Origin of the sequence: Gemmatimonas sp., assembly GCF_044344655.1 — a bacterium.
Taxonomy (GTDB): Bacteria; Gemmatimonadota; Gemmatimonadetes; order Gemmatimonadales; family Gemmatimonadaceae; genus Gemmatimonas.
In genome coordinates this window covers 22,535-46,182 of record NZ_JBIJCN010000025.1, presented here as the reverse complement: position 1 = coordinate 46,182, position 23,648 = coordinate 22,535, and the positions used below count along the sequence as shown (strand labels likewise).

Sequence of the window (23,648 nt, the reverse complement as noted above, 5' to 3'; positions counted from 1 at the left end):
CTAGGCAAGGTCGAGGTGATCGGCGGATGGGACAACGTGCAAATCGCGCGCGTGAGCAATCCCGTGGATCGTGATGCGGAAGGCAAGCGGCTCGGGGCGTGGGCGCGGGCGCGCGGCGAGGATCCATATGACGCGGCCGTGGGGCTCCTGCGCCGCAATCAGGTTGACGTGGGGATGCTGGGGTTCGCCATGAGTGAAGCCAATCTCGATCGCCTGCTGGCGCACGAATACGGCATGGTCTGCTCGGATGGCGGCAGCTTCGCGGTGGATGGGCCCACCCGCCGCGGCAGTCCGCATCCGCGCGGGGCCGGTACCATGCCGCGGGTACTCGGGCGCTTCGTTCGGGAACGCCAGGCGCTGTCGCTGGCCGACGCCCTGCACAAGATGACGGCGCGTCCCGCCGATCGGATGCACCTACGTGATCGCGGCCGGCTTGCCGTGGGGATGGCGGGTGATGTGGTGGTGTTCGATGCCGCGCGCGTGGCCGATACCGCCACCTTCGCGAATCCGTTTCAGTACCCGGTGGGAATCGCCGCCGTGATCGTGAATGGGGTGGTGGCGGTACGGGAGGGGGAGCATCTCGCCAATCCTGGGCGGGTGCTCCGGGCGGGGTGACCGCGGGCCCGCCGGTGCCGGGGACGGTCCCGCCCCCACCCTCAACGCGGGCGAGAATGCGGCGTAGGTTATGCGAGGCCGGCACCCCAGCCGGTCGATCCCTCAACCGCCTCGCCGCATGACTCGCCGTTCCCTCCCGGTCATACTCGCCCTGCTCGGTGTGGCCCCTGCCGTGGCAGGAGCCCAGAGCGCCAAGCCCGCCGCCCGTCCGGCCGCCCGTCCGGCCGCCCCCAAGGCGCCAATGATGGCGGCGGTGGACAACAACCTGTTCCGCGGCATGTCATACCGCCTCGTGGGGCACTCCCGCGGCGGCCGTGTGACGACCGTAACTGGTGTGCCCTCGCAGCCGAAAACGTTCTACATGGGGGTGGCCAGCGGCGGCCTCTGGCGCACCACCAACGGCGGTGAAAGCTGGGAGCCGATCACCGATGGCAAGGTGCCCGTGGGATCCATGGGCTCCGTCGTGGTGGCCGACAGTGACCCCAATGTGATCTGGCTTGGCACCGGCTCCGACGGCGTACGTTCCAACGTCTCCACCGGCCGCGGCGTGTATCGCTCCAGCGACGCGGGCAAGACTTGGGAGTTCAAGGGGCTTTACGACGCCGGGCAGATCGGCGCGGTACGCGTGCACCCCACGAACCCCGACATCGCGTGGGTGGCCGCCTACGGCGACATCTTCAAGCCCAACAAGACGCGCGGGGTGTTCAAGACCACCGACGGTGGCAAGACCTGGAAGCACACGCTCTACGTGAGCGATTCCACCGGCGCGATGGATGTGGAGTTGCAGCCCGGCAACCCGAATGTGGTGTACGCCTGGATGAACCGTATCGAGCGCAAACCGTGGTCGATCATCTCCGGCTCGCGCGAAGGCGGCTTCTACAAGAGCACCGACGGCGGGGAGAGCTGGAAGCGCATCCAGAGCACCGGTCTCCCCAACGAGTTGATCGGCAAGGGCAACGTGGCCGTAACCGCAGCCAATCCGCAGCGGCTCTACGCGCTGGTGGAAGCGCTCCCCGGCGGTGGTCTCTATCGCTCCGATAACGCCGGGGAAAGCTGGCAGCTAATGAACAGCACGCCGGGGCTCATCACGCGACCGTTCTATTACACGTCGCTCGGCGCCGATCCCACCAATGCCGACGTGGTGTACGCCGGAGCGGAGACGTTCTACAAGAGCACCGACGGCGGGAAGACGGTCACGCCGTTCCGCACGCCGCATGGCGACAACCACGACATCTGGATCAACCCGACGAACGGCAACACCATGGTGCAGTCGAACGACGGCGGCGCCAATGTGTCGTACGACGGCGGCAAGACGTGGAGCTCGCAGGACATCCAGCCCACGGCAGAGTTCTACGGGGTGTGGCTCGACAACGCCTTCCCGTACAACCTGTACATGGCGCAGCAGGACAATAGCACGTACATCGTGCCGAGCCTCAACAACCCGTTCAACATGGCCGCGGTCCGGGTGGGACCGGGATGCGAAACGGGGCCGATCATCCCGCATCCGAGCGACGAGAATATCGTGCACGGCAACTGCAAGGGGCAGTATGCGGTGATGAACATGAAGGCCGGCGTGACCAAGAACTACTGGATCGGCGCACAGTCGCTGTATGGCAACGATGGCGGCGATCTCCTTTTCCGCATGCAGCGCACCACGCCGATGGCCACGTCGCCGCATGACCCCAAGGTGCTGTACTACGGGTCGCAGTACCTGCACCGCACGCGCAACAACGGCGCGTCGTGGGAAAAGATTTCGCCTGACCTGACCGCCTTCCCCAAGTGCTGCCAGGGCGGCAGCGGTGAGCCGATCACGCGTGACGTGACGGGCGAGGAGTTCTACAGCACGCTCTACGCGATCAGTGAATCCCCGCTCGAGAAGGGCGTGATCTGGACCGGCTCCAACGACGGACCCTTCAGCGTGACTCGCGACGACGGTAAGACCTGGTCGCGCATCACGCCCAAGGGACTCGGCGAGGGCGGCCGCGTGGCGTGGATCGATGCGTCACCGCATCGCAAGGGATCGGCCTATTATGCGACCTACCGGTACCTGCTTGGCGACTACAAGCCGTACGTCTATCTCACCAACGATTACGGCAAGACGTGGAAGCTGCTGACCGACGGCACCAATGGCATCGCGGCCGACGTGCCGGTGCGCGTGGTGCGCGAGGATCCGGTGCGTGAAGGGCTGCTCTATGCCGGCACGGAGTTCGGGTTGTACATCTCGTTCGACAACGGTGGGCACTGGCAGCCGTTCAACCTCAACATGCCGATCATCCCGATCAACGACATTCGCGTGCACAAGGGCGATCTCGTGATCGCCACGCAGGGTCGGGCGGCGTGGATCCTCGACAACATCGCGCCGCTGCAACAGATCGGTCCCACTACGGCTAGTGCCGCACTCACGGTATTCACGCCGCGCGATGGATACCGCGCCAATGTGGGTCAGTCGCTCCTTGGTCCCACGGTCGACTACTTCCTTGCCAGCGAACCGTCGGATACGGTGCGCATCGAGATCACCGATGCGGCCGGCAAAGTGGTGAACAGCTTCAAGAGCGGGGTGGCCCCGGTGCAGCCGCCACGTCGTCGCGGTGACGATGACGATCCGGATGAATCGATGATGGCCGGGCGCGGGGGGCGGACGCCCACGATGGCGGAAGGCCCCACGCTCAACCTGGTCACCAAGAAGACGGGGCTGAACCGCTTCGTGTGGAACGTGCAGCACCAGAACGGGCTGGGCGCTCCCCCGGGACAGTACTCGGTCAAGATCAGCGTGGGCGGTGAATCGAAGACGGTCCCGCTTCGCGTGCGCATCGACCCGCGGCTTGCAGCTGATGGCACCACCGAGGCGGATCTGCAGGCGCAGTTCGCACACAACGTGAAGATGCGCGAGATGGTGGCCGACGTGAACACGCTGTTGGCTCGCGTGCGTACGGCGGAGCAGAAGTACAAGGGCGCCACGGGTGCTGCGGCTGACACTGCGAAGCAGGTGAAGGAAGTGAGCGAGGTGGTGAACACCCAGCCCATCCGTTACGGCAAGCCGGGGCTGCAGGCGCACATCACCTACCTCGCCGGCATGACGGCCCGCGCCGACCAGAAGGTCGGGCAGGATGCCCTCGAGCGGTACACGGTGCTGCGCAAGGAGCTCGAGGCGGTGAAGGCCAAGCTCGATCGGGCCATCGGTCCGGCGGCCCGGCGGATGTAGGTTCCGGCCGGGTGTGGCGGGAACTCCCCGCTTGCCGGTGGTGATACAATTCGGGCGGCGCTCAGGGGAGCGTCGCCCGATTGCCGTTCATTCTCTCCTTCCTCTCGACGATGACCATTTCCCGCTCGCTGGTTCGTGGCGCGTACGCGCTTGCTGCTGTTTCGCTGTTCTCGGTGTCGGCCGCCGCGCAGGGCGGCATGGGTGGCATGCAGATGGGTGGCGGCCGTGGCCAGGCGCCCGCGTCGCCGCGTGACTCGATCGCCGTGACCGTGGCCGGTGCCGACATCAAGGTCAACTACGGCCGTCCGTCCAAGCGTGGCCGCGTGATCTTCGGTGGCCTGAACGACATGAAGTGGGGCATGGTGTGGCGCACGGGTGCGAATCAGGCCACGCACTTCACCACCAGCAAGGCGCTCGACTTCGGCGGCAAGACCGTGCCCGCCGGCACCTACACGCTCTGGACGAAGCTCGAAGAGAGCGGCAAGTGGGAACTGATCGTCAACAAGCAGACGGGCCAGTGGGGCACGGCGTACGACGCGAAGCAGGACCTCGTGAGCATCCCCATGAAGGTGACGTCCGACAATGCGGTCGTCGAGAAGATGGAGATCCAGGTCAAGTCGGCCGGCAAGGGCGGCGAGATCGTGATCATGTGGGACACGTACAAGGCCATCGCGGGCTTCACGGCGAAGTAATTCGGAGCCACCCGGAACCCGAAACCCACACGCGAAACCCGGAACCGATCAGTCACCGATCAGTTCCGGGTTTTGCGTGTGGGGCAAGCGTTCCGGGCGTTCCCGGGACTCAGTTATGTCCCGACGCCCCCGCGTCCCGGTCGCGCGGATCCGGCGCGCCGAGGCGCTTGCCAGTCGTGGGGTCGATGGCAATCGAATGCGCCGTCCCCTGCGTGGAGCCCATCCGCACCACGTGCCCCTTGGCCTTCAGCGCGTCGGCCACGCCGCTGCCGAACCCGTCACGCTCCATCGTGATCGCGTTCGGGAGCCACTGGTGGTGAATGCGCGCGGCATTCACGGCCTGCTGCACCGGCATCTCGAACGCCATGAGGTTGAGGGCGACCTGCATCACGGTGTTGATGATCGTGCGGCCGCCCGGGCTGCCCACCACCGCCACGAGCTTGCCCTCACGCGCAATGATCGTGGGGGTCATGCTGGAGAGCATCCGCTTGCCCGGCTGCGCCACATTGGGCGCGGTCCCGATCAGCCCCGTGCTGTCGGTAAGACCGGGCTTGCCGTTGAAGTCACCCATCTCGTTGTTCAGCAGGAAGCCGGCGCCATCCACGACGGCCCCGAGTCCGTACCCCGCCTCGAGGGTATACGTGACCGACACGGCCAGGCCGTCTTTGTCCACGACCGAGTAGTGCGTGGTCTCGTCGCTTTCGTACCCCTGGGTAACATCGGCCGGTGACGACGGGGACGCCGCATTGGGGTCGATCGTGCCGCGCAACGTGGCGGCGTAGCTCTTGCTCGTCAGGCGATCGACGGGCGGCTTGGTGAAGTCGGGGTCGCCCAGATGAATGGCACGGTCACGGAAGGCACGCCGCATGCTCTCGGCGAGCCAATGCAGGTACTGTGGTGAGTTGTGCCCGGCCCCCTTGAGGTCGAGCCCCTCGAGGATGTTCAGCATCTCCACCATCGCCACGCCGCCACTACTCGGTGGGGGCATGGAGATCACCTCGTACCCCTTGAAGGTGCCGCGTACCGGCGCCCGCTCCACGGCCTCGTAGCGCGCGAGGTCGTCCTCGGTGATGAGCCCGCCATGCTTGCGCATTTCGGCGGTGATGAGGTGGGCTGTCGTCCCCTTGTAGAAGCCGTCGCGGCGTAGGTCACGCACACGTGAGAGCGTGCGGCCGAGATCCGCGAGGACCATGCGTTCGCCGGCAGCGTACGGCTTGCCGCCCTTGTAGTACGCGGCGATGGTGGCCGGGTAGGCGGCCAGCCGTTCCTGCAATCGGGCGTTGCCCAGTGACGAAGCGAGACCCACCGGCACCATGAAGCCCGTGTCGGCCATGCGGGCCGCGGGCTCCACCAGCTTGGCCCAACTCACCTTGCCGTACTTCTTGTGCGCAAAGTCGAAGCCGGCCACGGTGCCCGGTACGCCGACGGCCTTATGTGATCCGTGGTGGATGCGCGCCGAGTAGGCACCGGTGCTGTCGGTGAACATCGTGGGGGTGGCCGCCTGCGGTGCGCGCTCACGGAAGTCGATTGTGGTGGCGCGTCCGTCGGGAAAGCGGACGACCATGAAGCCGCCGCCGCCGATGTTGCCGGCGGTCGGGTAGGTCACGGCGAGCGCAAATCCGGTCGCGATCGCGGCATCGATGGCGTTGCCGCCGTTGGCGAGCACGTCGCGCCCCACCTGGCTTGCGAGGGCGCTGGCCGAGACGACCATACCCTTGGCCCCTTCGACGGCGGCCGTGGGGCGGGGAGGCGTGTCGGCCGCACCCTGCGCGCCGAGCCGTCCGGGAAGCAGGACGGGGGCCGAAGCCGAGAGGAGCCAAGCCGCGGAGGCGAGGCGCCGGGACAGTACTGAACCTGTACGGGACATGGGGGGGTGGGCGGGAGGGGTACCAATACCCGGATTCTACGTGTCCGGTCGCGCTTCCGCTGGTCCTGCCAGACCAGAGTCCGTTGGACCGGTTGAACCAGCCCCCCTCCTCGGTTATGGTTCAGGGCTGCCCCGAAAGGGGCGGTCCGGGTGCACGTCGGAGACGCCGACGCTGCGAGGAGCCCGAGTGGTGGCGACCGTTTGCGGTCCTGCCATGCTGTGAGTCAGGCGGTAGGCGCTGGCTCATGGCGAACACCCTGTCCGAGAGATAACAGATGGCCGTCAAGATCCGTCTCCGCCGCGAAGGCCGGAAGAAGACCCCGATGTACCGCATCGTCGTTGCCGACTCGCAGAGCCCCCGCGACGGCCGTTTCATCGAGATCCTCGGGCAGTACCAGCCCCGCGGCGGTGAAAACGCGATCAACCTCCAGGTCGAGCGCGTGAACTACTGGCTCAGCGTGGGCGCCCAGCCGACCGATACGGTTCGCTCGCTCCTCCGTCGTGCCGGTATCCTCAAGGCCCGCCACGAAGCGCGCCTTGCCGCCAAGCTGCAGGCCACCGCGGTGGCCCTGCCGTCGGGCGAGGCCTGAACTGGCTGAGCTGATCATTGTCGGCCGCGTGCGCCGCGCACATGGAGTGCGCGGCGCATGGGCCGTCGAGTCGCTCACCGATGCGCCGGACGCGGTTTTCGCGTCCGGCGCCGTGCTTTTTGCCGGTGACCGCGAGGGCAATCTCGCGCCTGGTGCCGATACCCAGCCGCTACACGTCGAGGACGGCCGCCCCATGAATAAGGAGTGGCTCCTGCGCGTGGCCGAGGTGACCGACCGCGACATCGCCGACGGCTGGCGTGGCCGCTATCTGCTGGCCGACGAAAGCGTGCTCCCCGAGCCGGACGACGACGAGATCTACATCGGCGATCTGATCGGCATGCGTGTCGAAGTGGAAGGGCAGGGGCACGTGGGACATGTGCGCGACGTATATGACGCGCCGCAGGGCTTCATCCTCGAAGTGGAAACGGCCACCGGGCGCCCGCTCGTGCCGTGGACCGAGGAGCTCGTGAGGTCGGTGGACGACGGGCAGCGGACGATCGTGTTCGCACCGCTCGATGGTCTGTTCGACTGACGTCCACGCTTCAGACGCCTTCGCGGATCCGCGCATGCTGCGCATCAACATCGTCACCATCTTTCCGGAATTCTTCGCCGGGCCGCTCTCGCTGAGCATTCCGCACAAGGCAGCCATGGCAGGACAGGTCACGTATAATCTCGTGGACCTCCGCCAGTTCACGCATGACCGTCATCGCACGGTCGACGATTACCCGTTTGGTGGTGGTCCGGGCATGGTGATGAAGCCGGGCCCGTTCTTCGAGGCCGTCGAATCGATCGGCGCCACCCGCCCTATCGTGCTGCTGTCGCCACGTGGGCGGCGCTTCGCCCACGCCGATGCGATGCGCTTCGCCGAAGGCGCCGAGCTCACGCTGCTGTGCGGACACTACAAGGACATCGACGAGCGCGTGGCCTCGCATCTCGCCACCGAGGAGTTGTCGCTTGGCGACTTCGTGCTGAGCGGCGGTGAACCAGCGGCGCTGGCGATCGTCGATGCCACCGTGCGGTTGCTCCCCGGGGCCATGAGCGATCTCGAGAGCGCGCGCACCGACTCGTTTTTCGGTCGCGGGATCAGCGCACCGAGCTACACACGGCCGGCGGAGTATCGCGGGGTGGTCGTGCCCGACCTCCTCGTGGGCGGTGACCACGCCAAAGTGGCCGCCTGGCGCGAGGCGGAGAGCCTGCGGCGCACGCGCGAGGCGGAGGCGCGGGACCGTACGGCGTGGCAGACCCGCGAAACGGAGATCGCCGCCCGTGAAGCGGTGATCGCCGAGGCAGAACGAAAGCTCGCCGAAAAGACAGCAAAGAAGGCGCGCGACAAGGCCGCGAAGGAACGGGCCCGCGCCCGCGCGGCGGCGCGTCCGGGCAAGGGGCCAGCGGGAGAACCCGACGCATGAGCGTACGCATTTTCGTGACCGGCGGGACCTTCGACAAGGAATACGACGAGCTCACCGGTACCCTGCACTTCGAGAAGACGCACCTGCCCGAGATGCTGCGGCGCGGACGCTGCATGCTCGACGTGCAGGTGGACGTGCTGGTGATGATCGACAGCCTTGAAATGAAGGAGTCGCACCGCCAACGCATCGTGCAGGCGTGCCGGGAGGCGGCCGAAACGCAGATCGTGATCACGCATGGTACCGACACGATGGTGGAGACGGCGCGCATGTTGGCCGGCGAGCTGTCCGGCAAGACGATCGTGCTGACGGGGGCGATGGTCCCCTACGCCTTCGGCAGCTCCGATGGCTTGTTCAACCTCGGCAGCGCGCTGAGCTTCGCCCAGTCGCTCCCACCCGGGGTGTACGTGGCGATGAACGGACGGTATTTCACCGCCGATAATGTGGTGAAGAACCGCGACGTTGGCGTGTTCGAACAGCAGCGAGACTGAGCACGGGCGGCGCCCGTTGGGCCCTCGCGGGGGGCTGACGGGTCCGTCCACTGGTCCCATCGTGGTACGGGGCGCATCTTGTATCATCAAGCGTCCGGCTGCCTCTGTGGCCTGTCGTTCCACCACCCCGATTCACCCGGCACTCCCCGACCGATGGCCAAGATCAAGGTTGTGAACCCCGTCGTCGAAATGGACGGCGACGAGATGACGCGCATCATCTGGCAGTTCATCAAGGACAAGCTCATCCTGCCGTATCTCGATGTGCAGCTCGATTACTATGATCTCGGGATCGAGCACCGCGACGCGACGGGCGACCAGGTCACCATCGATTCGGCTGAAGCCACGAAGAAGCACGGCGTGGCGGTCAAATGCGCCACCATCACGCCGGATGAGGCGCGCGTGAAGGAGTTCGGGCTCAAGAAGATGTGGAAGAGCCCCAACGGGACCATCCGCAACATCCTCGGCGGCGTGATTTTCCGCGAGCCGATCATCATTTCCAACATCCCGCGGCTCGTGCCGGGGTGGACCAAGCCGATCGTGGTCGGGCGCCACGCGCACGGCGACCAGTACAAGGCCACCGACTTCAAGGTCCCCGGTCCGGGTACGGTCACCATGACGTACACGCCCGCCGATGGGAGTGCGCCGATGCAGTTCGAGGTGGCCAAGTTCGGCCAGGACGGCGGTGTGGCCATGGGCATGTACAACTTCAACGACTCCATCAGGGACTTCGCACGCGCCAGCTTTCGCTATGGCCTGCAGCGCGAGTACCCGGTGTACCTCTCCACGAAGAACACGATCCTGAAGGCGTACGACGGTCAGTTCAAGGATCTGTTCGAGGAAGTGTTCGTGAACGAGTTCAAGGCCGATTTCGACGCCAAGGGGCTCACCTACGAGCATCGCCTCATCGACGACATGGTGGCCTCGGCGCTCAAGTGGGAAGGCGGCTATGTGTGGGCGTGCAAGAACTACGATGGCGACGTGCAGTCCGATATCGTGGCCCAGGGCTTTGGCTCGCTCGGTCTCATGACCTCCGTGCTGCTTACGCCCGACGGCAAGACGATGGAAGCAGAGGCGGCCCACGGCACCGTCACGCGTCACTATCGCGAACACCAGAAGGGGAACAAGACGTCCACTAACCCGATCGCCTCGATCTTCGCGTGGACTCGCGGCCTCGCGCACCGCGGCAAGCTCGATGGCACCCCGGACGTGGTGGCGTTCGCCAACACGCTCGAGCAGGTGTGCATCGAAGCGGTGGAAGCGGGTGAGATGACCAAGGATCTCGCGATCCTCATCGATCGCAAGACGCCGTACCTGCACACGGAAGCCTTCCTCGACGCGATCGATCGTCGCCTGCAGGCGAAGATGGCCTGAGCCTGCGGCTCGAGGCACCATGGAGACGGTGGCGCGGAGGCACGGGGCATTCCCCCCGGGCCTCCGTTTGCTTTTGACGGGAGAGGGTGTGCGCGGTAGCATGGGGGGTCCCCTCTACTCCGAGTCCTGCTATGCACCGATCCATTGTCGGCCTGCTCTCGCTGGCCGCCATTCCCGTCGCCCTCGGCGCCCAGCGTCCAGCCGCCGCCCCGTTGCAACCGGTCGTCAGCCCCGCGCTGTATCAGGGACTGCCGTGGCGACACATCGGGCCGGAGGGTAATCGCTTCAGTACCGCGGTGGGTATACCCGGCGACCCCAACACGTACTACGTGGGTGCTGCTTCCGGCGGCATTTACAAGACGACCGACGGCGGCGTGCACTGGCAGGAGCTGTTCGACGAACAGCCCGTGCAGTCAATCGGGGCCATGGCGCTTGCACCGAGTGATCACAACATCGTCTGGGCCGGCACCGGTGAAGCGCACATCCGCAGTCACATCTCGATCGGGCAGGGGATCTACAAGTCCATGGATGCCGGCAAAACGTGGCAGCTCATGGGGCTCGAAAAGACGGGGCGCATTGCACGCGTGGTGGTGCATCCCACCAACCCTGACATCGTGCTCGCCTGCGCCCTCGGCACGGCGTACGGCCCGCAGCAGGAGCGCGGCGTTTATCGCACTACCGATGGTGGCGTCACCTGGACGCGGGTGCTGTTCACCACGCCCGACGCCGGCTGCAGCGATCTGGCCATGAGCCCGGCCAACCCGCGCACGCTGTACGCGGGGATGTGGCAGATCGAGATCCACACCTGGGGGCGCCGCAGCGGTGGCCCCGGCAGTGGCCTGTTCAAGAGCACGGACGGCGGCGTGACCTGGAAGAAGCTTGTGGGCAATGGCCTGCCCACGAAGATCACCGGCAAGCACGCGCTCGCGATCGCCCCCAGCAATCCGTCGCGCGTCTATGCCCTCATCGAAACCGGTGACGGCATTCCGTTCGAAGGCGAAGCCACCGAAAGCGGGCAGCTGTGGCGCACCGACGACGACGGTGCCACGTGGCAGCTTATGACACGTGACCGCAACGCCATGGGGCGCGCGCACTACTACTCGCGCACGGCCGTGGCGACCGACAACGACAACGAGCTGTACTTCCTCACGGCGAGCTATGCGCGCTCGATCGATGGGGGGCGCACGCTGACCACGCTCGCGGGACAGGAAGCGCCCGGTGGTGACCACCACGACATCTGGATCGACCCCTCCAATGCCAACCGGCAGATCGTGGCGCACGATCAGGGACTGTCCATCACGGTCAACCGCGGCAAGACGTGGTTCCGTCAGCGCCTCAGCAACGCCCAGATCTACCACGTAACGGTGGACAACAACATCCCGTACAACGTGCTGGGCAACAAGCAGGACGAGCCGAGCTATCGGGGGCCCAGCAACAGTCGCGTGCAGGGCGGACGCAGCGCCGGCATCTCGCGCGGTATGTGGCATTCGGTCGGTGGCGGCGAGAGCGGCTGGGCCACCCCTGATCCGGTGGACCCCAATCTCATCTGGAGCACGGCCTCGGGCTCGGGCATGGTGGGTGGCATCGTGGTGCGCTTCGATGAAGCACGTCGCCAGTTCCGCAACGTGGAGGTGTGGCCGCAGCAGTCGAACGGACCGGCCGAGGGGGTGAAGTACCGCTTCGTATGGGACGCGCCGCTGCTCATCTCGCCGCACGATCACAATGCGATCTATACCGGCAGCCAGCATGTGCATCGCACGCAGGATGGCGGCAACAGCTGGCAGGTGATCAGCCCTGACCTTACGCGCAACGACCGCTCGAAGATGAAGAGCTCCGGCGGGCTCACGCCAGACAACATCGGCGTGGAGTACTCCGGTGTGGTGTACGGCATCGCCGAATCACCGAAGGAGAAGGGGACGATCTGGGTGGGGACCAACGACGGGCTGGTCCAGTTGACCCGCGACAACGGCGCCACCTGGATCAACCTCACGGCCAACATTCCGGGTATTCCGTTCTGGGGATCGGTGCGCTCGATCGCCGCGTCGAAGTGGGATGCGGCCACCGCCTACATCACGGTGGATGCGCATCAGGAGAACGACCGCGATCCGCACGTGTACCGCACTACCGATTACGGCAAGACGTGGACGAAGATCGTCAACGGCATTCCGCGCAGCATGCTGAGCTACGCTAAGATCATCATCGAAGACCCGGTGCGGCGCGGTATGCTGTACCTCGGCACCGAGAACGCGATCTTTGTGTCGTATGATCGCGGCGACCAGTGGCTTCCGCTGCAAAACAATCTGCCGCATGCGCCGGTGTCGGGGATCGTCGTGCAGGAGCACTTCAACGACCTGGTGATCTCCACGTACGGCCGTGGCTTCTGGATCTTTGACGATCTCACCGCACTGCAGCAGCTCGATGCGGCGGTATTGTCGCGGCCGGCGCACCTGTTCGCCCCGCGGTCGGCCTATCGCTTCCGCCCCATCACGGCGCCCAGTACCACGTATGATGATCCCACCGCCGGTACCGACCCCGAATACGGCGCGTCGATCAACTACTTCCTCAAGGCACCCGCCAAGAGTGCGCCGTCGGTTGAGATCCTCGATGCGTCTGGGGCGGTGGTGCGCACGCTGCGCGGCAGCAACGTAACCGGCATCAACCGCGTTCACTGGGATCTGCGTGACGAGCCGAGCATGGAGGTGCGGCTCTTCACCAGCCCGCTCTATGCGGAGCACATCGTGACGCCGCCGCAGGGGCGTGTGGCGCCGGGCACCAACCGACTGCAAATCCTCATGGCGCCGGGACGGTATACGGTACGCCTCACGGTTGACGGCACCACGCAGTCGCAACCGCTCGAGGTGCGCAAGGATCCCAATAGCGCCGGTACCGAGGCGGAGATCACCGAGCAGGTTCGCACGCTGCGTGCGCTCAAGGGGGAACTCGACAAGGCTGCCGTGGCGGTGGCCCGTGTGGAGAACGTGCGCCTGCAGTTGCAGCAAGTGCAGCGCACAGCCGCCGGTGACGTTGACGTCGTGCGCGAGATGCGCGCGCTCGATGCCAAGTTGATCGAGGCCGAGTCGGCGCTGCTCGATTTGCGGCTCACGGGTGGTGGCCAGGACGGCGTGCGTTTCGGTTCCAAGCTGATCGGCAAGATCGGGTATCTCGCGAATGGCGTCTCGGTCGCCGACTTCACCCCCACCACACAGCACGTGGAGGTGCGTGGCATCCTTGGCACCGAGCTCGCCGCCGCGCTGCAGACGATCGACGGGCTGCTTGCCAGCGAGCTCCCGGTGCTGAACCGCACGCTCGATGGGAAGGGACTGCCGAAGGTGGTGGATCGCGGCGCCACCCCGGCGCGCATCGTACCGTGATCCGCGTCGGCGACCGCCTTCGGTACACGGTTTCGTAGGTGCGAACCATCCCCATACACTCCTGTCCGCGGTGAGCCGGCACGGGGCATCGCTCATCGCGCTGGCTGCGCTGCAGTGGGCGCTACTGGGGCCAGTCGCCCGTGTGGCGTTTGCCGAGGGAGTGCCTCCACTCACGGTGGCCTTCTGGCGGGCTTCGATCGCGGCCTGTTTGTTCGCGATTCATGCCTCGCTCACGCGGGCGCACCCGCTGCGCCGCACGGACCGCCTGTACGCCATGGGGCTCGGCGTGATCGCCGTGGCCGGCCTCTACGTGGCGTACTTCGAGGCGGTGCGGCTGGGCGGCGCGGCGCTCTCGGCGATCCTGCTCTATTCCGCACCGGTCTGGGTGGCGATCGGCGCGCATTTCGTGCTGCGCGAGGGCGTGGCCCGGCACGAGGCGCTCGCGCTGCTACTCACGCTCGGCGGTGTGATTCTGGTGGCGCTCTTTCCGGCGGCGGGGGGCGCACAGATCGAGGTGACGCCGGCGGCCATTGCGTGGGGGCTGGGCTCGGGAATCGCCTACGCCATGTACTTCCTGATCGGCCGGCCGCTCTTCGCACACAACGCGCCGGCACGCGTGATGGCGTGGGCGTTGGCCACGGGGGCTGTGGTGCTGGCGCCCTTCGTGTCGTGGCAGTGGCTCACGTGGCGGGCGTGGGGGGCGATCGCCTTTCTGGCCACGGTGGCCACCTACGGTGCCTACCTCTCCAATGCAAACGGCATTCGGCTCATTGGGCCGTCCCGTGCCTCCACGATCGCCATGCTGGAGCCGGTGCTGGCCGTGATTGCCGCCTACCTGCTTTGGGGGGAGCGTCTCTCGATCATCGGGCTCGTGGGAGCGGGAGCCGTCGTTGGCGGGGTACTCTGGGCCGCGCGCGGCCGCTGACGGTCCACCACGCCGCGCGTTATTTGGCGCGGCAGAGATAGTCGAGCGCGACGTTGGCGACCGAGCCTTTGCCCACGGGGCCGAAGCCGGGGATCTTTACCTGCCGATGCATCCCTTCCTTCGTGCCGGCCTCGTCGAGGTAGTACCAGCTTTCCTTCGTGGCGACCGTACGCTTGGCACAATCGTACATGCCGATGGTGCGCGAGGTCCGGAGTTCCCCCTTGGGGTGTTTGAGTGGTGGCACGAGCGCCACGCGAATGGTGGCGGTCACCACGGTGCCGGTCCGGCTGATCGAACGCGGTTCCACGAAGACGGGTGTCGGGGTTCCCACCGACGTAGTGCCGATCTGCTGTGGCGTCGCCTTCTGCGCAAGGACTGGACGGGAAGCGACGCTGGCGACCAGGGCCACGCAGAGGGCAGGCAGGGCAAGGCGGGAAATGATGGCGTGCATGAACGGAAGGGTCAGCGCTTGCGGCGCGCGGTGGAGTCTGGAACGAACTCGAAGGGAAGCTGCAGAACCTGCTGCACGATCCGACCACGCTTCACGGCCGGCACGAAGCGCTGCTCGCGTACGGCGCGGCGCACCGGCTCCACGAAGAGTCGATTCGTCGTGGTGACGGCGCTGAAGGTATCCATGTTGGCCTCGCCAGTGGTGGTGACCACGAATTCGGCGATGACCCGTCCAGGCACCTGTGCTTCGAAGAGCGAATCGGGGTAGACGGGGCGTACGAGGAGCAGTGAGTCGGGGGAGGCCCCGGCGTCCACGTCGCCGACGACGAAGGCGCTGCCATCCTCCAGCATGGCGGCGATGCGTGTGGCGGGCGTCGGTTCGTCCTTTTTGCGCTTCCGTTCCCGCAGTTCGCCGCGCTTGGACCAGAGTACGATGGTGCCACAGGCGCTGCTCATGCGCTGATTCCCTTGGAACTCCACCGGCACGGAGGAGGCGCCACTGTACACCTCCACGCCATCGAAGCTGCGGGCATCGAAGCTGTCGAGGTCGATCTCGCCGGCATAGAGCGGTTGATTGTCGAGCCACACCAGCGGGGCGCAGCGACTGCCCCGCATGCGCACCGAGTTGGTGAAGCCACGCGTTTCGATTCGCAACCCCGGGACCATACGCAGGACATCGGTCAGCCGGGTGGTGTTGCGCCGGTCGAGCTCCGCTGCGGTGAAGAAGCGGCCGTTGCCAAAGTCCATGCGACGGTAGAAGCCCGCGAGATTCCCCGTCAGGTCGCGGCGCCCAAGCACGCGGACGGTTGCGAGTTCCACGGCGATGCGCTCGAGACGCACGGTGGCAGTGGCCACGGCATCAGGGCCAATCGTCACCGCTACGGAGTCTGGCCGGAACCCGATCCGGCGCACCACCAGCCATACGGGACCGGTTGGCACCCGCGACAACGTGAACTCGCCATTGTCGTCGGACTCCGCGCGGGCAGGCGCCACCCCGGGGCGGAACTGCACGCGCAGTTGCGCCCCGCCGACCGGGACACCGGCGGCGGTACGCACTGCGCCCTTGAGCGTACCGGTGGCCGCCTGGTCTTGCGCGGCGCCTCGACGTGGTGCGGCGATCGATGCCAACACGATCGCCGAACTGACAGCGAGCGCGCGGAGACTGCAAAGGCGGGGGCGCATGAGAACCGCGGACAGGTGTGGACGCGCAGCCTGACTCTATTGAATCATGAGTGGCGATGCACGCCGGAGCAAGCTCGGGAGCGGCCGGCTGTGCACCGCCACGAGTGATGGTCCCCGTGGGGGGCGACGGCAACGGATGGCACGACCTGGTCGTACAGAGACACGGCGGCTTCTGCTGCGCCCGCACGCAACGTAACGTGAAGGAGGCCCGCCAACGCCGGGCTCCCGTCCGCCGGCGTGTCCTTCCCCGTTTCACTTCGCCGATCATGCGCCCCACACCTGCCCGCGCTCTCGCCGCACGCGCATTGCGTGCCGCCAGTCTCACCGCTCTGGCGGCATCCGCCTCGCTCGAGGCCCAGTCGCCGACCCGCTTGCTTCGCACGCCGTCCGTGAGCGCGCAGCACATCGCCTTCGCCTATGCCAACAACGTGTGGGTGGTCGAGCGCACGGGAGGCCAAGCGCGTCGGCTCACCAGCTTTCAGGGACAAACGCAGAACCCCAAGCTGTCGCCCGACGGCACGTTGATCGCGTTCAGTGCCGAGTATGCGGGCAACACCGATGTGTACGTGGTGCCGGTCGCGGGTGGACAACCCAAGCGCCTCACCTGGCATCCGGCGAACGACGTGGTGCAGGGATGGTCGCCCGATGGCCAGGCGATCATGTTCGCGTCGCCTCGTGCCACATGGGCGCCCAGCGCCGCGCCGCGCTTCTGGACCGTCCCCGTCGGGGGTGGCGTGGAAAGTGCCATGCCGATGCCCCGTGCCTTTCAGGGCAAGCTCTCCCCCGATGGTGGCAAGGTCGCATACCGCATGGCCTCCTCGTGGGACGAGGAGCGCCGCAACTATCGCGGGGGCCAGAATAAGCCGATCTGGATTCTCGATCTCAAGACCTTTGCGCTCGACTCCACCCCATTCGCCGGCACCAAGGAGATGGATCCGGTGTGGGTCGGGGATGCCGTGTATTTCCTCAGCGATCGCGACGGTGTGTCGAACGTCTGGGCCTACGACCGTAAGTCGCGGAAGCTCTCGCAGGTCACGAAGTTCACGGACTTCGACGTGAAGTCGATCGACGCCGCGGGCAGTACCGTGGTGTTCGAGCAGGCCGGCTACGTGCACGAACTCGATGCGCGCACGGGCGCCGCGAAGATCGTGCGCATCACGGCGGCGGGTGACTTCCCATGGATGATGCCCGGGTGGAAAGACGTGTCGGCACGCGTGACCGGTCTCGCGCTCTCTGCGACCGGGAAGCGGGCCGCGGTGGAGGCCCGCGGCGAGGTGTTCACGATCCCTGCCGAGAAGGGCGATGTGCGCAATCTGACGAACAGCAGCGGCGCGGCGGAGATCGCCCCGCTCTGGTCGCCCGACGGCAAGTCGGTCGCCTACTTCAGTGATGCATCGGGTGAGTATCAGCTCGTCATCGCACCGCAGGATGGTCTTGGGGCGCGTCGCACGATTGCCCTCCCGGAACCCAGCCGTCCGTATGCACCGAGCTGGTCGCCGAACGGCCGGCAGATCGCGTTCCAGGATTCCCACTTCCGCATCTGGCTGGTGGATGTCGGCACGGGGCGGTCGAAAGTGGCCGACACCGACCCGTACTTCATGGCGGATCGTTCGGTGGTGCCGGTGTGGAGCCCCGATTCGCGATACCTCGCGTATCCCAAGCGGCTCAAGTCGCTGTTCCGTGCGATCTTCGTGTACGATGTGGAGGCCGGTGCAGTCCAGCAGATCACCGACGGGATGGCCGACGCAGTCGCCCCCGCGTGGGACGTGAGCGGCAAGTACCTGTGGTTCATGGCGTCCACGAACGTGGGCCTGAACACGTCGCTGCTCGACATGTCGGCATACGATCACCCCGAGACGCGTTCGCTGTATCTCGCGGTGCTGAGCAGGACCGAGCCGTCGCCGCTGCTCCCGGAAAGCGACGAGGAGGTCGCGCGCGCTGGTGCTGCCCCGCGTGACAGCGCAGGGACGGCGCGTCCGCGCGCCGACAGCGTGTCACGTGGGCCCGTCCCGTCCGACAGTGCGCGGGCCACCGTACCGGTGCGTACGGTGCGGATCGATTTCGAGGGTATTCAACAGCGCGTGATCGCGGTGCCCGGGATCGTTGATCGCAATTACGCGTCGCTGCGGGCCGGCCCGTCGGGCACGGTCTTCTTCCTCGAGGCCATTCCGGCCACGGGGACCGGTGGCGGCAATGGTGGCATGGGTGGCACTGGTGCCACGCTGCATCGGTATCAGCTGTCCACACGCCGCGCCGCACCCTTCATGGCCGGTGTGTCGCAGTTCACGCTCAGTGCGGATGGGCGCAAGCTGCTCTATCGCACCGGCGGTCAGAGCGGCGGGCTGTTCCTCGTGGACGCCGATCGTGCGGTGCCTGCGGCCGGCACCGGTCGCCTCGCGGCCACGCTGCGCGCCTATGTCGATCCCCGCGAGGAATTCCGGCAAATCTTCAACGAAGGGTGGCGCAACCAGCGCAACAACTTCTATGTGAAGAACCTGCATGGCACGGATTGGGCGGCGATGAAGACGATGTACGAGCCGCTGCTCGAGCATGTGAATCACCGCGCCGATCTGAACTTCCTGATCGACAACATGGGCGCCGAAACCGCGATCGGTCACTCGTACGTGCGCGGTGGTGATTATCCCGAGGTCCCCACCGCCAGCGGTGGGGCGCTCGGCGCCGACTTCTCGATCGACAATGGTCGCTACCGGCTGGCGCGCATCTACGATGCGGAAAGCTGGAACCCCGAACTGCGGGCGCCGCTGGCGTCGCCGGGGGTGAACGTGTCGCGGGGCGACTACATCCTGGCCATCAACGGCGTGGAGTTGCGCGCGCCCGACAACATCTATCGCCTTCTCGACGGGACGGCCAATCGCCAGACGGTGCTCACCGTCAACAGCCGTCCCGACCTGCAGGGGGCGCGTCAGGTCACCGTGGTGCCCGTCGCCAGCGAGCAGGGCTTGCGCACGCGTGCGTGGGTGGAGAGCAATCGCCGATATGTGGACTCCGTGTCGAACGGCAGACTGGCGTACGTGTATCTCCCCAATACCGGCCAACCAGGCTACACCAGCTTCAACCGCTACTACTTCGCGCAGCAGGACCGCCAGGGCGTGGTCGTGGACGAGCGCTTCAACGGCGGCGGATCGGCTGCGGACTACATCGTGGATCTGCTCGGCCGCGACTACGATGGCTATTTCAATAATCCCGTGGGGGATCGCTATCCGTTCACGAGCCCGGCCAACGGTATCTGGGGGCCGAAGGTGATGATCATCAACGAGATGGCCGGCTCGGGCGGCGATCTCATGCCCTACATGTTCAAGCGGCGCAAACTCGGTCCGCTGGTGGGGGCGCGCACGTGGGGCGGACTGGTCGCTACCACTGACACCCCGCCGTTCATCGACGGTGGATCCATGATTGCGCCGCGCTTCGGTTTCTTCTCGCGCGAGAACAAGTTCGCGGTGGAGAACGAGGGCGTGGCCCCCGATATCGACGTGGAGAACTTCCCGAAGGACGTGATTGCCGGTCGGGATCCGCAGCTCGAGCGGGCGGTGCAGGAGGCGATGCGCCTGCTCTCCACGTGGAAGAATGACCGCGCCAACACCGAACCCACGCCGCCGGTGTGGGGCAAGCGCGGCAACTGATGACGAACCCTCGTGTGCTGAACCGGAAGCTGCATCGCTGGGGCGCGATTGCCGCCGCGGTGCCGTTCCTGCTGGTGGTTGTGACCGGGTTGCTGCTGCAACTCAAGAAGCAGCTGCCGTGGGTCCAGCCACCGGAGCAGCGCACCGCCCACACGGTGCCGGCGGTGAGCATGGCGCAGATCCTCGACGCCGCCCGCTCGGTGCCGCAGGCGCAGGTGGCCAGTTGGGACGATATCGACCGCCTTGACGTGCGCCCGGGCAAGGGGCTGGTGAAGGTCACCGCCAACAACCGGTGGGAAGTGCAGGTCGATCTCGGCACGGGCGCCGTACTGCAGGCCGCGTATCGCCGATCGGATCTCATCGAGCAACTGCATGACGGGTCGTGGTTTCACGATGCCGCCAAGCTGTGGATCTTCCTGCCGTCAGGGGTGATCGTCCTCGGTTTGTGGGGCACCGGCATGTATCTCTACGTGTTGCCGTACCTCGCGCGCGCGCAGAAGAAGCAGCGCCACTCGGCGTGAGCCAGCGGTTTCCGTCGGTGGTCGCCACACGGGGCCGTGATCTCCTCAAGTGGAGCTGGCAACGCGCGCGCGCGGGTACGCCGCGGGCACCGGTGCTCGCGCTGCGCGGAGTCACGCCCGATCTTGCATTCGTGCACGCCAACCGCAGTGCGCCGGCGTATACGTGGATCGGGCATTCGTCGGCGCTCCTGCAAGTTGCAGGGGCGAACCTCCTGCTCGATCCGGTCTTCAGCGCCACCGCGTCGCCCTTCCGCTACATCGGGCCGCGTCGTCATCAGCCCCCGGGGCTCACACTTGAGGAGTTGCCGCACGTCGATGCGGTGCTGCTCTCGCACAACCACTACGATCACCTTGATCGCCGCTCGGTGCGTGCTGTGGCGGCGCAGCAGGGCGGCGCGCCGCGGTATTTCGTGCCGCGTGGCACCGAGCGATGGTTTGCGCGCAATCTCCCCCGCGTGCGTGGTACGTTGCCGCACATTGATGGCGTCGACTGGGATGCGACGCGCACGGTCGAGGCGCCCTGTGGTCCGCTCACGCTGCACTTCCTGCCGGTCCAGCACTGGTCAAGCCGGACCGGCTTCGACCGCAACGCGTCGTTGTGGGGCAGCTGGGCGGTCCTGCATGCAGACTTCCGGTTTTGGTATTCGGGGGATCTTGGCTATTCGCACGAGCCGCGCCGCATCGGTGACCGGTTGGGCCCCTTCGATGCCGCCGCGATCGCCATCGGCGCCTACGAACCGCGCTGGTTCATGCGCAGTCAGCATGTGAATCCCGAGGAAGCGGTGCAGGTGATGCTCGACGTACAGGCCCGTCAGGCGATCGGGGTACACTGGGGCACCTTTGCGCTGACCGACGAACCACTCGATCAGCCGCCGCGCGATCTCGCGGTGGCGCTGGATGCGCGTGGGCTACCGCGTGAGCGGTTCATCGTGCTGCGGCACGGCGAAACGCTGCGGTTCAATCGGATGCGTTCCGCCGCGCCAGATACACCAGCAGCGGCGGGCAGCCCATCAGGAGCGTCGCGGGCCACCACGCAAACGCGCGGCCGCTCCGCGTGATGTCGCGCCAGAGCCACGTGAGCACGACGGCGGTGAAGATACCCATGTCGTTCCACGCCATGAACACCATGGGATCCTGACGGAGCGTGCGCCACGCGTGCGCGAGCCCCACCGCGACGGTGCCATGCTGCTGCATCCACATATAGAACGCCCACTGCTCGTAGGCGAAGAACAAGGCCGCACCGGCGTACAGCAACGGGACACGCATCAGCGAGGCGGCCCTTCGTACTGCTCCGTGGGGAGTGCGAAGGCTTTCTTCAGCGCCGGATCACCGTCGATGCCGAGCACGCGCTGCGCAACGTAATCGCCGATCACCGGCCCGAACTTGAACCCTTCGGCCTGACCGAGACCGGCGATCCACGCGTTGCCCGCCGATGGGACATGATCGACGATGAAGTTCTGGTTCACGCTCGATTCGTAGTGGCAGGCGCGCGTTTCGAGCAGCGGCGCGTTGGCCAGGATCGGAAAGCGGGCGGCGAGGAAGCGGCGCGCACCATCCACGCGATCCTGGTTGGTCCAGCGTGACGACAGATCCGGATCCTGCAGCGTGGGATCGGCCGCGGCTGACGGCGCAGCCGGCGGTGCTGCTGGCTGTGCGGCCGGTGCCGCCGACGCGCCAGCGGCGACGGTGGGGGCGATGGCCCCGCGCACCCGGAAGCCACGGCTGTCCACGGGGAGCATGGGCCACCCCGTCACGCCCGGGAAATTGAAGCTCGGGAGGTTCGGGAATTGGAAGCGCGCATCGCCTTGTGGTACGCCGAAATAGAGGGCATGGCCGAGCGGGATACGCGCGCGGTTCTCGAGGTACGGGAACAGCTTGCGTAACCAGGGACCACAGGCGAACACGTACTGGTCGCCGCGGATCACCGTGCCATTCTCCAGCACCACACCGTCCATCATGCCGTTCACGATGGGGCCGGGGGTCACGCGGCCGATCACCAACTCCACGCCCATCTTCTGAGCGACGGCGGCGACCGCCTGCGTGGCCGCCCGGCAGCGAACGACCCCGGCGTCGGGTTCCGTGATGGCCACGGTGATGTCGTCGGCCTTAATCACCGGCCAGCGCTTGCGTACCTCATCGCCGGTGAGCACTTCGTGCCGCACGCCGTTGGCCTTCCACAGGTCGATCGTCTTCGTGATGAACGGCTCGCGCGTCGCGCGCATGATCACGTCGCCGGTTTCGTGAAAGAAGGACGTGCGGAACGCCGGCCCCCACTCCTGTTCGAACAGCTTCCAGCGGGCGATGGCGGCCCGAGCCCACGGCGTCCAGAGTTCGCCGGCGGCGCGATCGCCGTACGACGACCGGATGCCGCGCGTCTCGTCGCCGCTGGTCGAGCGTGAATTCCCCGGCCCGTACTGGTCGATCAGGGTGACCCGCACGCCGCGGGCGCGCAGATGATAGGCGGTCCATCCGCCCCACGCACCGGCGCCCACGATCACCACATGGCTGCTCGATGGGGAGGGACCGCGCCCGCGTTCGATCCCCCGCGCGGGGGCGGAGGCGAACGCCACGGGCGGGGCACAGCCGGCGAGCATGAAACCGGCGCCGGCACCGGCCAGCCGGAGAAAGTCGCGGCGGGGCAGGGCGTCGTCGCCCTCGGCAAGGGGCCGCGAGGGCTCTGGCGCGTTGGCCAGCTCGAGTCGTTCGGGAACTTCCGGGGTATGTGAAGCGTCCATTCGCCGAAAATGTCGGAGGCGCAGCGTGCCCGCAATCCGGACGCCGAAAGACGGCAGGGTGAATCTCCGACAAATTCCACGCTGCCGACTTGCCAGCGAAACGCCCAGCGCACACGTTGAACGGCCATGCCACGTACATCTCATTTTCCCGGCGCCTTTCTCCTCGCCGTGGTCGCAACCAGTGTTTTCGCGGCCACCCGCATGACGGCGCAGCAGCCCGGCGGGGCGGGACCCGTCCGCGCGCAGGATTCGACCGTCGTCTATACCGACTCCCAGGCCACGGCTGGCCAAGCCGTGTGGACCAAGGCGTGCGCCGAATGCCACGAGACCAAGGATGTCACGGGGGCCGATTTCCGCACCAAGTGGGCGGGGCAGCCGCTCTTTACGCTGTATGAGCAGATCCGGACCACCATGCCCGACGGCAACCCTGGCGCCCTCCCCCGAGAGGAGTACACGGCGGCCCTGGCGTATATCCTGAAGCTCAACGGGCTGGTCGCGGGGGCACGTCCGCTTGGCAGCGACTCCCTGACCCTTGCCCCCATCAAACTGGTGCTGCCGGCGGTCCCGCCGGCCCCCTGACGGGGACGCG

Annotated in this window: 19 protein-coding genes; 14 read left to right on the top strand and 5 right to left on the bottom strand. The window is 66.7% G+C overall.

Annotation, left to right across the window (positions count from 1 at the left end; translation table 11 throughout):
- From ACIQ51_RS08430 to ACIQ51_RS08420, 3 genes are all read left to right on the top strand, one after another.
- Positions 1 to 615, top strand: a 615-nt coding sequence (locus ACIQ51_RS08430) for an amidohydrolase family protein (protein ID WP_396204595.1), incomplete at its 5' end; no start/stop codon positions are given.
- Positions 616 to 733: 118 nt separating this feature from the next.
- On the top strand, positions 734 to 3,817 hold the full coding sequence (locus ACIQ51_RS08425; RefSeq protein ID WP_396204594.1) for a hypothetical protein: 3,084 nt from the start codon (positions 734 to 736) through the stop codon (positions 3,815 to 3,817).
- A gap of 110 nt (positions 3,818 to 3,927) precedes the next feature.
- Positions 3,928 to 4,509: a DUF2911 domain-containing protein gene (locus ACIQ51_RS08420; RefSeq protein ID WP_396204593.1), complete on the top strand. Its 582-nt coding sequence runs from the start codon at positions 3,928 to 3,930 to the stop codon at positions 4,507 to 4,509.
- 109 nt (positions 4,510 to 4,618) lie between these two features.
- Here ACIQ51_RS08420 and ggt read toward each other — a convergent pair whose 3' ends face one another.
- Positions 4,619 to 6,376 (bottom strand): gamma-glutamyltransferase, encoded by a 1,758-nt coding sequence (ggt, locus tag ACIQ51_RS08415; protein WP_396204592.1) that lies wholly within the window; start codon positions 6,374 to 6,376, stop codon positions 4,619 to 4,621.
- 275 nt (positions 6,377 to 6,651) lie between these two features.
- Between ggt and rpsP the strand changes: the two genes are divergently transcribed.
- The 7 genes from rpsP (at position 6,652) to ACIQ51_RS08380 (ending at position 14,530) form a co-directional block, all read left to right on the top strand.
- On the top strand, positions 6,652 to 6,966 hold the full coding sequence (gene rpsP, locus ACIQ51_RS08410; RefSeq protein WP_396204591.1) for a 30S ribosomal protein S16: 315 nt from the start codon (positions 6,652 to 6,654) through the stop codon (positions 6,964 to 6,966).
- Entirely contained in the window at positions 6,878 to 7,498 is a 621-nt protein-coding gene (gene rimM / locus ACIQ51_RS08405) for a ribosome maturation factor RimM (RefSeq protein WP_396204590.1), read from the top strand. Before rpsP ends, rimM begins: the two co-directional genes overlap by 89 nt.
- A 34-nt stretch (positions 7,499 to 7,532) precedes the next feature.
- A complete protein-coding gene (gene trmD, locus ACIQ51_RS08400) occupies positions 7,533 to 8,375 on the top strand; it encodes a tRNA (guanosine(37)-N1)-methyltransferase TrmD (RefSeq protein ID WP_396204589.1) in 843 nt (280 codons plus the stop codon).
- Positions 8,372 to 8,863, top strand: coding sequence for an asparaginase domain-containing protein (locus ACIQ51_RS08395; protein ID WP_396204588.1), 492 nt, complete (start codon positions 8,372 to 8,374; stop codon positions 8,861 to 8,863). Before trmD ends, ACIQ51_RS08395 begins: the two co-directional genes overlap by 4 nt.
- A gap of 153 nt (positions 8,864 to 9,016) precedes the next feature.
- Positions 9,017 to 10,234 (top strand): NADP-dependent isocitrate dehydrogenase, encoded by a 1,218-nt coding sequence (locus ACIQ51_RS08390; RefSeq protein ID WP_396204587.1) that lies wholly within the window; start codon positions 9,017 to 9,019, stop codon positions 10,232 to 10,234.
- A 131-nt stretch (positions 10,235 to 10,365) separates the two neighbouring features.
- Positions 10,366 to 13,605 (top strand): sialidase, encoded by a 3,240-nt coding sequence (locus tag ACIQ51_RS08385; protein WP_396204586.1) that lies wholly within the window; start codon positions 10,366 to 10,368, stop codon positions 13,603 to 13,605.
- Between the two features lie 70 nt (positions 13,606 to 13,675).
- Positions 13,676 to 14,530, top strand: coding sequence for a DMT family transporter (locus ACIQ51_RS08380; protein ID WP_396204585.1), 855 nt, complete (start codon positions 13,676 to 13,678; stop codon positions 14,528 to 14,530).
- A 19-nt stretch (positions 14,531 to 14,549) separates the two neighbouring features.
- Here ACIQ51_RS08380 and ACIQ51_RS08375 read toward each other — a convergent pair whose 3' ends face one another.
- Both ACIQ51_RS08375 and ACIQ51_RS08370 read right to left on the bottom strand, forming a co-directional pair.
- Positions 14,550 to 14,981 (bottom strand): surface-adhesin E family protein, encoded by a 432-nt coding sequence (locus ACIQ51_RS08375; protein ID WP_396204584.1) that lies wholly within the window; start codon positions 14,979 to 14,981, stop codon positions 14,550 to 14,552.
- A gap of 11 nt (positions 14,982 to 14,992) precedes the next feature.
- Positions 14,993 to 16,111 carry a carboxypeptidase regulatory-like domain-containing protein gene (locus tag ACIQ51_RS08370; protein WP_396204583.1) on the bottom strand — a complete coding sequence of 373 codons (1,119 nt, stop codon included), beginning with the start codon at positions 16,109 to 16,111 and terminating at the stop codon, positions 14,993 to 14,995.
- 317 nt (positions 16,112 to 16,428) lie between these two features.
- Between ACIQ51_RS08370 and ACIQ51_RS08365 the strand changes: the two genes are divergently transcribed.
- Genes ACIQ51_RS08365 through ACIQ51_RS08355 form a run of 3 tightly spaced genes read left to right on the top strand, consistent with a single transcriptional unit; the run spans position 16,429 to position 21,382 of the window.
- On the top strand, positions 16,429 to 19,803 hold the full coding sequence (locus tag ACIQ51_RS08365) for a PDZ domain-containing protein (protein ID WP_396204582.1): 3,375 nt from the start codon (positions 16,429 to 16,431) through the stop codon (positions 19,801 to 19,803).
- On the top strand, positions 19,803 to 20,324 hold the full coding sequence (locus ACIQ51_RS08360; RefSeq protein WP_396204581.1) for a PepSY domain-containing protein: 522 nt from the start codon (positions 19,803 to 19,805) through the stop codon (positions 20,322 to 20,324). The genes ACIQ51_RS08365 and ACIQ51_RS08360 overlap by 1 nt, the downstream gene beginning before the upstream one ends.
- Positions 20,321 to 21,382 (top strand): MBL fold metallo-hydrolase, encoded by a 1,062-nt coding sequence (locus ACIQ51_RS08355; RefSeq protein WP_396204580.1) that lies wholly within the window; start codon positions 20,321 to 20,323, stop codon positions 21,380 to 21,382. The genes ACIQ51_RS08360 and ACIQ51_RS08355 overlap by 4 nt, the downstream gene beginning before the upstream one ends.
- On the opposite strand, the gene ACIQ51_RS08350 is transcribed toward ACIQ51_RS08355, so the two are convergent.
- On the bottom strand, positions 21,282 to 21,590 hold the full coding sequence (locus tag ACIQ51_RS08350) for a DUF2834 domain-containing protein (RefSeq protein ID WP_396204579.1): 309 nt from the start codon (positions 21,588 to 21,590) through the stop codon (positions 21,282 to 21,284). The genes ACIQ51_RS08355 and ACIQ51_RS08350 overlap by 101 nt on opposite strands.
- Positions 21,590 to 23,059: an NAD(P)/FAD-dependent oxidoreductase gene (locus tag ACIQ51_RS08345; RefSeq protein WP_396204578.1), complete on the bottom strand. Its 1,470-nt coding sequence runs from the start codon at positions 23,057 to 23,059 to the stop codon at positions 21,590 to 21,592. Before ACIQ51_RS08345 ends, ACIQ51_RS08350 begins: the two co-directional genes overlap by 1 nt.
- A gap of 126 nt (positions 23,060 to 23,185) precedes the next feature.
- Between ACIQ51_RS08345 and ACIQ51_RS08340 the strand changes: the two genes are divergently transcribed.
- Positions 23,186 to 23,638, top strand: coding sequence for a c-type cytochrome (locus ACIQ51_RS08340; RefSeq protein WP_396204577.1), 453 nt, complete (start codon positions 23,186 to 23,188; stop codon positions 23,636 to 23,638).
- Positions 23,639 to 23,648 lie beyond the last annotated feature (10 nt).